Source organism: Nostoc sp. FACHB-152 (assembly GCF_014697475.1).
In the GTDB taxonomy this organism is placed as follows: Bacteria; Cyanobacteriota; Cyanobacteriia; order Cyanobacteriales; family Nostocaceae; genus Nostoc_B.
Genome location: NZ_JACJRV010000002.1, coordinates 391,125 through 403,571 on the forward strand (window position 1 = coordinate 391,125; position 12,447 = coordinate 403,571).

The 12,447-nt window shown below is 39.7% G+C and carries 14 protein-coding genes; 11 read left to right on the forward strand and 3 right to left on the reverse strand.

What is annotated here, in order from left to right; translation table 11 throughout:
* The first annotated feature begins 269 nt into the window (after positions 1-269).
* Positions 270-1,889: a serine/threonine-protein kinase gene (locus H6G76_RS03765; RefSeq protein ID WP_190695533.1), complete on the forward strand. Its 1,620-nt coding sequence runs from the start codon at positions 270-272 to the stop codon at positions 1,887-1,889.
* Between the two features lie 485 nt (positions 1,890-2,374).
* Positions 2,375-3,157 (forward strand): FHA domain-containing protein, encoded by a 783-nt coding sequence (locus H6G76_RS03770; protein WP_190695536.1) that lies wholly within the window; start codon positions 2,375-2,377, stop codon positions 3,155-3,157.
* Between the two features lie 128 nt (positions 3,158-3,285).
* On the opposite strand, the gene recA is transcribed toward H6G76_RS03770, so the two are convergent.
* The gene (gene recA, locus H6G76_RS03775) at positions 3,286-4,356 is read right to left on the reverse strand and encodes a recombinase RecA (protein ID WP_190695539.1); all 1,071 of its coding nucleotides are present in this window, start codon (positions 4,354-4,356) and stop codon (positions 3,286-3,288) included.
* A 258-nt stretch (positions 4,357-4,614) separates the two neighbouring features.
* Here recA and xseA point away from each other — a divergent pair, with 258 nt between their 5' ends.
* The 4 genes from xseA (at position 4,615) to ruvA (ending at position 7,740) form a co-directional block, all read left to right on the forward strand.
* Positions 4,615-5,862 carry an exodeoxyribonuclease VII large subunit gene (gene xseA, locus H6G76_RS03780; RefSeq protein WP_190695541.1) on the forward strand — a complete coding sequence of 416 codons (1,248 nt, stop codon included), beginning with the start codon at positions 4,615-4,617 and terminating at the stop codon, positions 5,860-5,862.
* Positions 5,862-6,104, forward strand: a complete 243-nt coding sequence (xseB, locus tag H6G76_RS03785) for an exodeoxyribonuclease VII small subunit (protein WP_190695544.1) — start codon at positions 5,862-5,864, stop codon at positions 6,102-6,104. Before xseA ends, xseB begins: the two co-directional genes overlap by 1 nt.
* Positions 6,105-6,361: 257 nt before the next feature.
* Positions 6,362-7,108 carry a sucrose-phosphate phosphatase gene (locus H6G76_RS03790; protein WP_190695547.1) on the forward strand — a complete coding sequence of 249 codons (747 nt, stop codon included), beginning with the start codon at positions 6,362-6,364 and terminating at the stop codon, positions 7,106-7,108.
* Positions 7,105-7,740, forward strand: coding sequence for a Holliday junction branch migration protein RuvA (gene ruvA / locus H6G76_RS03795; RefSeq protein ID WP_190695550.1), 636 nt, complete (start codon positions 7,105-7,107; stop codon positions 7,738-7,740). Before H6G76_RS03790 ends, ruvA begins: the two co-directional genes overlap by 4 nt.
* Before the next feature lie 77 nt (positions 7,741-7,817).
* Here ruvA and H6G76_RS03800 read toward each other — a convergent pair whose 3' ends face one another.
* Positions 7,818-8,498 carry an HAD family phosphatase gene (locus H6G76_RS03800; RefSeq protein WP_190695553.1) on the reverse strand — a complete coding sequence of 227 codons (681 nt, stop codon included), beginning with the start codon at positions 8,496-8,498 and terminating at the stop codon, positions 7,818-7,820.
* A 352-nt stretch (positions 8,499-8,850) separates the two neighbouring features.
* Here H6G76_RS03800 and H6G76_RS03805 point away from each other — a divergent pair, with 352 nt between their 5' ends.
* The 4 genes from H6G76_RS03805 (at position 8,851) to H6G76_RS03820 (ending at position 11,350) form a co-directional block, all read left to right on the forward strand.
* A complete protein-coding gene (locus tag H6G76_RS03805) occupies positions 8,851-9,738 on the forward strand; it encodes a hypothetical protein (RefSeq protein ID WP_190695612.1) in 888 nt (295 codons plus the stop codon).
* A 552-nt stretch (positions 9,739-10,290) separates the two neighbouring features.
* The gene (locus H6G76_RS03810) at positions 10,291-10,671 is read left to right on the forward strand and encodes a hypothetical protein (protein ID WP_190695556.1); all 381 of its coding nucleotides are present in this window, start codon (positions 10,291-10,293) and stop codon (positions 10,669-10,671) included.
* A 211-nt stretch (positions 10,672-10,882) separates the two neighbouring features.
* Entirely contained in the window at positions 10,883-11,080 is a 198-nt protein-coding gene (locus H6G76_RS03815; protein ID WP_190695559.1) for a hypothetical protein, read from the forward strand.
* 78 nt (positions 11,081-11,158) lie between these two features.
* Complete coding sequence (locus H6G76_RS03820) at positions 11,159-11,350, forward strand: hypothetical protein (RefSeq protein WP_190695561.1); 192 nt, start codon at positions 11,159-11,161, stop codon at positions 11,348-11,350.
* Between the two features lie 155 nt (positions 11,351-11,505).
* On the opposite strand, the gene H6G76_RS03825 is transcribed toward H6G76_RS03820, so the two are convergent.
* Positions 11,506-11,871 carry a transposase gene (locus tag H6G76_RS03825; RefSeq protein WP_242056301.1) on the reverse strand — a complete coding sequence of 122 codons (366 nt, stop codon included), beginning with the start codon at positions 11,869-11,871 and terminating at the stop codon, positions 11,506-11,508.
* Between the two features lie 123 nt (positions 11,872-11,994).
* Here H6G76_RS03825 and H6G76_RS03830 point away from each other — a divergent pair, with 123 nt between their 5' ends.
* A complete protein-coding gene (locus H6G76_RS03830; protein WP_190695564.1) occupies positions 11,995-12,369 on the forward strand; it encodes a hypothetical protein in 375 nt (124 codons plus the stop codon).
* The last annotated feature ends 78 nt before the right edge of the window (positions 12,370-12,447 follow it).

Consider the following 12,447-nt stretch of genomic DNA (forward strand, 5'->3'; position numbering starts at 1 on the left):
ATATCGCGTCTCTACTTACGTGATAGTAAAAATACGTAGAAGTTCTACCTCAAACGTTATGATTATGCTAATAGCTTGATTTCTACTGATGCTAGCTCTTCAAATTAGCTATTTTGTGGTGATGATTGCTTAGGTAAACCAATTAAACTTTAGGAACTCTTCAAAGGATTTCCAGCATAAATTACCTGCCAAAAGTGGAGTTTGCTCTGAATAATTGAATAAGAGCGTAAATGCTCCTAGCCATTATTCGTGCAGCGAGTTGACAGTGCATGAGCTACTGCTTAAATCCTACCTGTCCCAATCCCAATAACGTGGCATATAGCATAAGGTGTCAGTCTTGTGACTCACGACTACTGCTGCGCGATCGCTATCGAGTCAGTAAACCTCTAGGTCAAGGTGGCTTTGGGGCAACATTTTTAGCTCAAGATGAAGCTTTACCAGGAGAACCGAGTTGTGTAATCAAGCAACTACGTCCCTCAGGAAACGCACCACACGTGTTGCAGATGGCGCGAGAACTGTTTGAGCGAGAAGCCAGAACTTTAGGTAAAATTGGCAACCATCCTCAAGTGCCAAGGTTGCTAGATTATTTTGAAGAACAAGAGCAATTTTATCTAGTTCAGGAATATATCAGTGGTGCTACTTTACAGCAGGAAATTAAAGCCAACGGGGTTTTAAGCGAAGTTGGTGTTAAACAATTTTTGAGTGAGATTTTACCTTTACTGCAATATATTCATGAACAGAAGGTAATTCACCGTGATATCAAGCCAGCCAACTTAATTCGCCGTTCACAAGATGCCAGAATGGTACTGATTGACTTTGGTGCTGTCAAAAACCAAGTTACCCAAGCTGCGCCTAGCCAATCAGGACATACAGCATTAACTGCCTATGCAATTGGTACTCCAGGTTTTGCACCTCCAGAGCAAATGGCTATGCGTCCAGTTTATGCCAGTGACATCTACGCCCTAGGTGTAACTTGTATTTTTCTGTTAACTGGCAAAACCCCTAAAGATTTAGATTACAATCCCACAACAGGGGAAATGATGTGGGAGCAGCTGGTCTATGTGAGTGACCACTTGACCAGCGTATTGCGGAAAATGTTAGAGGTTTCTGTTCGCAATCGCTACCAATCAGCGACTGATGTCTTAAGAGCATTAGAAATGGAGCCTTATTTAGATAGTTTAGCTAAAGGCTTGCTAGTGAAATCTGATGCTAGTCCTAAAGCTAAAGCAGCGCACCATGTAGACAATTCTGCTATTTTATGCAGCAATCCTTCGGCTGTGGCTGCTGCTAACACGGGAGTTGCACAGGTAGCAGCAGCAATTCGTGCTAGACGAGCCAAAATAGCAGAAGCAGCTAGCTCTGATGCAGGGCGAACACGTCAAACAGCGATGACGAAAGCAACAACTTTACCTAACAGTAATAGTAATGGTGCTAATACACAACATTCTAAGATTGGGCGTAAATTAGACAGTCAAACTTTATTAACAGCCTATCTCAAAGGAAGGCGCGATTTTGCCTTACATAATTTAAACTTTCTCAACTTACAAGGTTGTGATTTATCAGAAACTAATTTCCATTCGGCTCAACTGCAAAATACCAATCTCCAGGGAGCAAACCTGCACAATAGTGATTTTGGTAGGGCTAGTTTGACTCGTGCTAATCTCAGGGATGCTAATTTGGCTAAAGCTTATTTCAACCATGCTGATTTAGAAGGAGCCGACTTGCGCGGTGCCGATCTCAGTCATGCCCATTTGAGTAATGCTAATCTTCGCGGTACTAATTTGTGCGGTGCTAATCTTACAGGAGCCAAAATTTTAGATGAGCAGTTGGCACTGGCTAAAACTAATTGGATGACAGTACGCCCCAATGGAAAACGAGGCTTATTATGATTGGTTAGATACTAGTTTTTTAATTAAGTAAATTACAGCTTGATCAGTGAGAGAGTAGAGGGTAAAATATTTTACTCTATCTATAAAAAACTGTTGTATTGATACTCTTTTAACTAAAAATTATTAGAACTAAACAAGGGATAGCTAAGGCAAAATCACGATGATTTAACAATTCTGGGTTTGAATCAGCCAGAAAAATTGTTGTGACAATTTATTATTTATGTTATTTTTAAACCTAGCTTAATATTTTCTTAATAATTACTATCTTTCAAAAACAGAATGTAGTAATTACAATAAAAAAAAGTGCCATAATCAATAATTTTTTTATAAAAAGTTTCACGGTATTTCTACTGAGCAGCAATAAATAAATTGTCGAGCTTGTAGTTAAGGTCGTAAAGCTTGAGTAGGTATAGTTGCTAAATTTTTAAAATGCAACAATAACTAAAAACACAACTGTTCCTAATTGTAGGCTGAGAAGAAAGTTGATGATTGAAATCAGCAAGCCACATATGTTGGCAGTAGAAAACTCAGCTAGCGTAGCTGAGTTTCAAACTAAAGAAATAGAAAAGAAATTAAATTTATATCAGGTATTTCTCAAAATATATGAAAATCACACAAGCGTTTTAGAAGAAATCCTGAAACTAGAAAATTTATCTCAGCCTTCTTTAACTAGGCTTAAACCTAGTTACGTGCAGGGTATAGTAGATGAATCTGGGGTGTATCTGGTGACTAATTTGGGTAACAACCAAACGGAAGCCTTAATACAGCCACAGCGAATTTGGACGCTAGGACGCGATCGCCACAATGGTATTTATGTTGCCGATAAACATATGTCTCGTCGCCATGCTGCCATCCAATATCTAGATCTTAATGATGAATCAGGCTTTTACTTAGTTGATTTCAAAAGTACCAATGGCTCATTTGTAAATGGCGAACGCGTCTATCACCAGATCAAACTCAAAGATGGCGATCGCGTCCGTTTAGGCAATATTAGTTTTGATTTCTTTTGCAATCATAGCTGCCGCATTCTCCCGACAGTGGCGATGGAGTTACTGATGCAGTTGGCATCTCGTAAAAGATGCTCGATTGACGAAACATTGACTGATATTGCTATGGAAAGTTATTCACCTGAAATCTCAGGTAAAACTCTTCCATTTCCTAATAATTCTGACTTAGATTATCAAAGTGAATATGATGGCTTAAATACAGAACAAAAAGCGGAGATTTTAGACCGTTTTTTCAGCCAAGTTCCACCTTATTCGGTATAGCGAAAACAGTGAACAGTTATTATTTGTCACTATTCACTGTTTCTCTAGCAATCCTATTTAATTGGTAAAAATTGCCCTTGTTTAGAACCCCAACTTCTTTAAAAAGTCAGGGTTCTTTTTGTTCAAAATTATTCTTCTTCCTCGTATTCTTCTTCCTCGTCTTCATTGACTTTAGCTACAGAGTTAGCAGAAACAACAGCCCCCATATCTAACTTTTGGCGCACTTGCTGTTTAATTTGTTCAACGAATTCCGGCTTTTCTTCTAAGTATTTAATAGCGTTATCTCGACCTTGAGAAATGTTGTCGCCGTTGTAGCTATACCAAGCACCTTTGCGGGTCAAAACGCCTGTTTCTTCTGCTATATCGACCAGACAACCTAAAATAGAAATTCCTTTGCCAAAAATAATGTCAAATTCCGCAATTCTAAAAGGTGGTGCGACTTTGTTTTTAGCAACTTTGACTTTGACGCGGTTGCCAAATTCATCTGTACCTTTTTTCAAGGTTTGAATCCGACGAATGTCTAAGCGCACAGAAGCGTAAAACTTTAAGGCGTTACCACCAGTTGTTGTTTCTGGGCTACCGTAGGTAACGCCAATTTTTTGCCGCAACTGGTTAATGAAAATTACGGTACAACCAGATTTACCAATGTTACCAGTAATTTTACGCAGAGCTTGGCTCATTAGTCTGGCTTGTAAGCCTACATGAGCATCACCCATATCACCTTCGATTTCTGCACGGGGAACTAACGCGGCTACTGAGTCGATAACTACGATGTCAACGGCGGCAGAGCGCACCAGTTGATCGACGATTTCTAAAGCAGACTCCCCTGTATCTGGTTGGGACACCAGCAAGTTTTCAATATCTACACCTAAGGCCGCAGCATATGTAGGATCAAGGGCGTGTTCAGCATCGACGAAGGCAGCAATCCCACCTTGCCGTTGCACTTCGGCGAGTGCGTGCAACGCTACTGTCGTTTTACCAGAACTTTCTGGGCCATAAATCTCAATTACTCGTCCTTTGGGTAAACCACCACCTAGTGCCAAATCTAAGGTGAGCGCCCCTGTGGAAATTGTCTCCACTCGCATCCGGGTTGCATCGCCTAGGCGCATGATTGCTCCTTTACCGAAGCTGCGCTCAATCTGGTTAAGTACCATATTCAGGGCTTTTTGCTTACCGGAAGTGTCAGTGTTGATAGCCATTACTGCCTCTATCTATATATATGGATTTATGGAGTGTTAGGTTGGGATTTTGAGTAGAACAGATATACTATTTTAGCCAGAAAATGCGGGAATAGGATTTATCTAAGAAAGAATCGTGACATCATCGTAACGCGATCGCCACCTTATTTGAGTAGTCTTTACCCCCCTCAACTATTATGGCTTCCACCATGTCGTTTGTTAGTATTTGGATAAAGGTTTCGCGCTTTTATTCTGCCCCCCTTGATTGAGCCGTTGTTAATGACTTCTGATTTTACTGACTCTGTAATTTTAAATACAGCCCTTTCTGTTGCTGGTTTAACTGATTATATCCGCTTGCTGTTAGAGCAAGATGAGCAACTGCGGCAAGTTTGGATCACAGGGGAAGTTTCCAGTGCTAATCACCATCGTAGTGGTTTATTTTTCACGCTCCAAGATCCAGATGGGACAGCAGCAATTAAGTGTGTAGTCTGGAATACTCAAGTGCCAAAACTCATGCAGGTTCCCACGGTTGGGGAACAGATCATCATTTTGGGTAGTATCCGCCTGTATCCACAAAGGGGAGAGTATCAGTTATCGGTTTGGCAAGCTTTACCTGCGGGTGTGGGTTTGCAAGCACTCCGCTATCAACAATTACGTAATCGCTTGCAGTCTGAAGGTTTATTTGACGCACAAAGGAAAAAATCGCTTCCTCCTCATCCGCAAACAATTGCTGTTGTGACTTCCCCCACGGCTGCGGCTTGGGGCGATATTCAAAAAACCATCAAGCAGAGATACCCAGGTTTACAGGTATTATTTTCGCCAGCAACGGTACAGGGTGAACAAGCACCAGAGTCTATAGTCAAGGCGATCGCACGGGTAGAAGCAGATGGCCGCGCCGAAGTGCTAATTTTATCACGGGGCGGTGGGGCAGTGGAAGAATTAGCTTGCTTTAACGATGAGCGCGTTGTGAGGGCTGTTGCTGATTGTTCTATTCCTGTAGTTACTGGGATTGGTCATCAACGGGATGAATCGTTAGTAGATTTAGTTGCCGATGTTTGCGTACATACACCGACGGCGGCAGCAGAAAGGGTTGTGCCTGCATTGTCAGAGTTGTATGCTCAACATCAGCAGCGAATTGATGCTTTGTATGATGCTGTGCATGAAGTCAGGGAGTCGGCTGTAAATAGGCTGCAAACATTCCGTAACCGGATGCAACGTTTAGGGTTGGATAGACAGGTAAAACAAGAAATGCAAAAGTTGGGCTGGAAGCGTCAGCAACTTGTGCAAATCACCAACAGGCGATCGCAACAAGCAACACAGCATTTAGAAATGTTACGCCAAAAATTGGCAACTCTTGACCCGAAAGGTGTTTTGCAGCGCGGTTATGCAGTAGTTAGACAAGAAAATGGTGCGATCGCGCGTGCGGCTAATGATTTAACTGTCGGGCAAGAATTGTTGGTTCAACTGGGACAGGGAGAGGTTAAAGTTAAGGTTACTGAAGTGACTACAAAAACTCATAAAGATTAATGGTTAAACGCAAGAGTTCCTCGAATACTGAAAGTACTGAAGCGATCGCAGGCTGGAAGTACGAGGAGAAAGTGACAGAAATCGAAAAAATCATTTCTCGCATTGAAGCGGGTGAGTTGGAATTGGAAGACGTTTTTGAACAGTTTACTACTGCTGTTGAGTATTTACGTCAATGTGAAAGCTTTTTGCAACAGCGACAACAGCAGGTAGATTTACTGATTGAAACTCTAAATGATGAGTAGTTTCAGTTAACAGTAAACAGTAAATAGTTCAGTGGCTGTTGGGTTACGCTACGCTTACCCAACCTACAGACTAATTTCCTAGCCCCTAGCCTCTAAATTCGCCTGAAAATTAATTCTCGCACTAGTAAGAATACATAAGAGCAAAAATCTGGTACAGTAACTCGGAACCTCAGCGCAAAAATCCGTTTTGCTAGATTCCAGCTTGCCAGTGTGGCAGTTTTCAGGTGTATAGGCAACTACTAACTAGGGAAAAAAATATGAAACCTTTTCTCTTTGTCACTGACTTGGATCACACCCTCGTAGGTAATGACAAAGCTTTAGTAGAACTGAATGAAATACTCAATCAGCATCGCCAAGAGTACGGTACAAAAATTGTGTATGCTACAGGGCGATCGCCTGTGCTTTACCGAGAATTGCAAGTTGAAAAAAATCTGATCGAACCGGATGCGCTTGTCTGTTCTGTAGGTACAGAAATTTACCTTGATAACGGCGATACACCAGATGCAGGCTGGTCAGATATTCTCTCGCCGGGATGGAACCGCGAAATAGTATTTTCAGTAGCTAAGTCTTTTCCTGAGTTGGCACCACAACCAGACTCTGAACAACGCCCGTTGAAGGTAAGTTTTTTCTTAAAAGAAGAATTTGCAGATAAAATTTTACCACAGATTGAGACAAAATTACAAAAGTATGGTTTAAATATAAAGTTAATCTATAGCAGTGGTATTGACCTCGACATTGTGCCGCGCTCAAGCGATAAAGGTCAGGCAATGCAGTTTCTCCGTCAAAAATGGAAATTTGCAGCAGAACAAACAGTTGTCTGCGGTGATTCAGGTAATGATATTGCTCTGTTTGCTGTAGGCCATGAACGGGGAATCATAGTCGGTAATGCCAGACCAGAGTTACTCAAATGGCATACTCAGTATCCTGCTGACTATCGATACCTAGCACAAGGTTATTGTGCTGGGGGAATTCTAGAAGGTTTGAAATATTTTGGATTCTTATGATTAGCTATCTCAAAGGTATTATTGCTGGTGTTCAGACGGTTAGCGGTAATCGCGTCATTTTGACTCTGGAAGTCAATGGCATAGGCTACGATTTGCAAGTTCCTCAAAGATTGTCAAAGCAGTTGCCAGAGTCGGGAGGAGTGGCGCAAATTTTCACCCACTACCAAATTCGGGAGGAAGTGCCTTTACTCTATGGCTTTTCCTCACCAGCAGAACGCGATTTATTTCGTCACTTGCTAACGGTTAGCGGTATTGGTGCAGCAAGCGCGATCGCTTTATTAGACACTTTGGAATTACCAGATTTAGTCCAAGCAATCATCACTGGCAATACCCAAATCTTAATTCAAGCCCCTGGTGTGGGCAAAAAAACCGCAGAACGCATCTGTTTGGAACTGAAAAGCAAGTTGATTGAGTGGCGCAAATCAGCAGGCTTCTTCGTCGCTACAGGCGGCCCAGCACCGGGGATTTTGGAGGAAGTGCAAATGACTTTGTTTGCTTTGGGTTATACAGCCCATGAAGTCAGCCACGCCTTACACGTTGTGAGTGAAGACATTGGACTGCCCAAAGATGCCTATGTGGAAGATTGGATTAAACAAGCGATCGCCCACCTCAGCAGCGAACAAGTTCAATAGGGATTAGGGGCTAGAGGCTAGAGACTAGTATTATTATTCAGCACTTCAAGCATTGACCATTGACCATTGACTAATATCTAAGAACCTATTGCACTCAAATCTGGTTCTGTCAATGAGTTTAAAAACGTCCACAACTGCAAATCGGTGAAATCTGGAATCACCATAAATGCGCCGATTTCTTGCAGAACTTGTGGATTGTGGGTAGAAGCGATGCCAATGGTAGGAATACCAGCAGCAACGGCAGCGCGAATTCCTGAAGGAGAATCTTCTAATGCGATCGCTTTGTCTGCGTTAATCCCCAATTTATTTAAGGCAACTTGATAAGGCGTAGGGTCAGGTTTACCAGCGGTGCAATCCTCTGCCAAAATCACTGTATTAAAAGCTTCTTTAATACCTAAAACCTCTAGTACAAATTCTGCATTTAACCTAGGGGCGTTAGTTACTAATGCACGTTTTAATTGATGTGCCTCTGTCCAGGCTATGAGTTCAGCAAATCCGCTTAACGGTTGTAGGTTGGGTGCTAGTTGACGAAAAAGTGCTTCTTTGTCGTCGGCAAATTTTTGACCTTCTGCTGCTGATAATTGTGGCAAAATATCTTTGACAATTTCTGGATTCAACCGACCACTCATCCGAGATTTGTAAAATTTTTCATCAATTTCTATGCCGTAGCTTGCCAACATTTGCTGCCAAGCTTGGTAGTGTATGGGATCAGTATTAACAATAGTGCCGTCTAAGTCGAAGAGAATGGCAGATAGCATAGTTTTCTAACTGTAAATAAATGTTAACTTTATTTACATATTTTACCTTGTTTGATTCTCTTGAGAGCGAATTTGTAACCTCAAGTCAACTATTTATCTAGTCAAGGTTGTCAGAATTTAATTCACTTAAGCACTTATGCTAATCCGTAATTCGTAATTCGTAATTTGTAATTAAGATGCGTCAGATATGGCATAGTTTTCGGAGTTTGAATATGTTGCCTCATTTTAGAGAATTGGTATTATTCTCGGAAACCCAGACCTAGTAATGAGTTGAGTTCTTTTAAGTGTGATTGACGAATCAGATCTGAATCATAGAGATGTTCGTCCACAAGTAGCAATATTTAAGAAAAAGATGAAGTTGCTTACAAGAATTATTGTATTAACGAGCTTATTGCTGGCTCCTGGTTGCTCATCAGTCACGAAATCTGGAGAATCAGAGATTTCCGCAAGTAATTCCAATCACGCTGCTCATCAGCATAATCTATCAACTGATGAGCAAGGAAAGGTAATTGAACACATGGGTAATGATGCGAAAGCAAAATATTATACCCACGCTAAGGTGGCAGCACCAAAAAATTTAGTTCCGAATCAGCCTGTAAATTTACTAATTGAGATTCAAGATTCTACAGGAAAATCCCTTGACAAGTTTGACGTTTTTCAAGAGCAATTAATGCATTTAATTATTGTCAGAGATGATTTAACAACTTTTGACCACCTACATCCAACCTATAAAGGTAATGGGCGTTTTGAAATCAGTACTACTTTTTCTAGTCCGGGAGATTATAGCCTATTTAGTGATTACACACCATCTGGACAACAAGAAGCAGTGTCATTAATGCAAATTAAACTTCCTGGTTCTGTTCCACTACCTAAAAGTTTAGAAAAGTTTGAGAATACGAAAGTTGTATTGAATTCTCAGGTTAATATTAGTTCACTAAATAAAAATATCCAGGCTGGTAAGGAAGTAAACTTAAGATTCTCTGTTAAAGATGTTGCTCAAAATCAGCCAATTAAAGATTTACAACCCTACCTAGGTGAAAGAGGGCATTTAGTAATTATTAAAAGTTCCTTAACCCTGACCACTGCTGATTATATCCATGCTCATGCTCTTAAACATAGTCCAGATGGACAGATAGAATTTTTGACAAGTTTCCCTCAGCCAGGAACATATAAACTTTGGTTACAGTTTAATCGGAATGGAAAAATTAACACAGCAGATTTTTGGGTAAATGTAGTTTAGGTGTGGCGGTCGCTATAAGGTTATTAGCCAAATATCAGCTATGTTAAACAATTCATCCTTCAACTTGCTACCTCTTAATTAATGTAAATTACTTTGGTATATGTCAATTTCTTGGTATAGTAATATCGATAGTAAATGGAGGTAAATTATGAGTTAACACATTATTGAAACGCAAAATATTTGAGCTTAAAATTTATCTACTTTATCAGGTTTTTGCTTCTCTGAAGCAACCATTTATTAGTACAAAAAATTTTGCATCTATCTAAAAGTAGATTTATAAATAGCATGGTTAAAATAATGTTGCATATGGGTTGCAATTGAGTATCAATCAGTTTATTGTGTGTGATTGAATGACGTAAAATAGTACTGTTTTAAACAAGCAGTACGCTAATAAGCTAGTAGGAAGAATATATATAAACGTTTATTCTACTACATTATTAGGCAACTCGTTTTTAGTTTTGCAGATTGCAATCCAACGTTGTATTTTCAAGGTGTGTTGCATTGAGCGTTCTGTGTCACTGGACGTACAATAAGTTATAAGGGTTTGCTGGCATGAGACTATCTGAGCTAGATCCACTCATACCTATAAATAAATTAAGAGAAGAACTACTCAAACTACCTAAAGGTTATTCATTTTACGAAGAAGAACTAGTATATTTCTTATCTCGCAGAAGATGGCCTGAGAGCGATCGCCGGATTGACCGTACAACTTTTTGGCGATGGAGAAATGATAATGGAATCGAACGCCAAAAGGTCTTCAGTAGATTAGATTTCCTAAAACTCTGTCGCATTTGCGATCACTATCGCATAGATGGGACACGTAGAGAGTATTTAGCACTAATGAAACAGAAAAAAGAGTTAGCCATTATAGATGAAGATGAATTGGTAAGCTTGAAGCGTCAGAAACCAGACTTTAGAGAAAATCGTGCCTAAAAACTGGTTCTGCTCTGGTTGAATTAATTAATGGTGCTGAATTTTAAAGTTTGATTTATTCATTTTGCCATCTATCTCTAGACATAAAATACATCAATTAAATATATTTCCTAAGCCCAAGTTAAATCTTGCTATAAGAACGAGGTTTTTATTTGTATCTTGATACACAATATATAAAAACCTTTGATTTATAGAAGTTAGCAGTACCAGTATGTTCACCATTGGTGATTATGTACTAAATCAACAAACAGGTCATTTAGGTAAAGTTATCGGTTACGGATATTTAATTAATAGAAATATACAAACCGTAACTTTAAAAGTATTAGTAGCTGAGAGTGCGAACTCTCAAAAAAGAGAGTTCGTATTTGAAGATAAAGTTTCAGCATGGGTGCATTGGTCTACAGCATAAATTTGTATCTAATGTTGAGCAATTGTACTGTTAAGTTATGGCGTTATCTGGATTACCTAGGCAAGGATAAATATATTTATGATGCAGGATATTATTTTATGTATCCGAGAAGCAGCCATAGAGATAATTTGGCAAAAAGATTCAATGCCAAAAAAATTAACTGAATGCCTGATTAATCCTCAATGTGGCTGTAAGCATCCAGGACAAGAACTCAAATGCGAAGATTGTCCCTATCTGGAAGCTTGTTTGTCTTCCTTGAAGCTCAAGTAATTTAGTTCAGTTTTAGAGGCTATAAGACTCATATTTGATTTGTGAAAAAAACTTAGTACACTTTTATTCCTTTTTACCTGTTCCCTATTAAGAGTTCTCCTCTTTAGGAGTAGTTCAGGAATCAAACCGGATTCCTATAGTAACATGAGTTCGGGTTAAGCTGTTTGAGAAAAAAGCCACTCCATCTGAAGACTAGGCTTCTTAGGTTGATGACAATAAGCAATTAATCGACACAGAACATTAACGCAGAAATTAACAGGGCTTCGGTGTCTAGAATGCTCAATCTGAGAAATGTTCTTGAGTTGGTCGTGAATGGTTTCAATAATTGAGCGTTGACGTGACAAAAGCTTGTCGTGAAGACGCATCAACTTATTTTTCATGTTACGACGGGGTTTGGCAAAAAATTGGATTCCGAACTCTTTCAAAAGTTGAGAAGCAAGTTTTTCAGAAACATAGCCGCGATACTTCAAGGGGCGACAATCGCCTCTAAACCCCGCCAGATAAAGGTTTAGGAGGCACATAACCCTTGAAAAAATTGGGTGCTTATTGAGAATGAACTGTACAGTGATTAAGCGGCTACTTGTAGGGTACAGTTTAATGGTAAAAAAGAACGGTCTCGTAATTTGATCAAGACCGTCATCAAAATGCTGGCATCATTCTACCAAAACTTCTTAGAAAAATACCTAAATAAAGCACAGTTAATCACCCTAAAGATGTTGGTGTGGTTGTTACAAAATCAGAAACAGGTGAAGATAGAAAGACTGGCAGCAACCTTACCTCTACCAATACAACAAAACAGTCGTAGACGGCATATACAAAGGTTTTTAACATCGAATGCTTTGAGTGTAGTCTTATTATGGTTTCCCATCATTGAAGCAATAATTAACCAACATTTTAAAATAGGGTCACAATTAACCATTGCGATGGATAGAACACAGTGGAAAGAAAATAATGTGTTGATGGTGAGCGTGATTTATCAAAAAAGAGCTTGGCCAATACAGCAGTTTCCTGTGTTATGAGGTACAGTAACAGCAATTAGTAAACCAGTTTCTTAAATGTTGAGGATTCATTAAGTTGAGTGCAACTGAGATAACTGT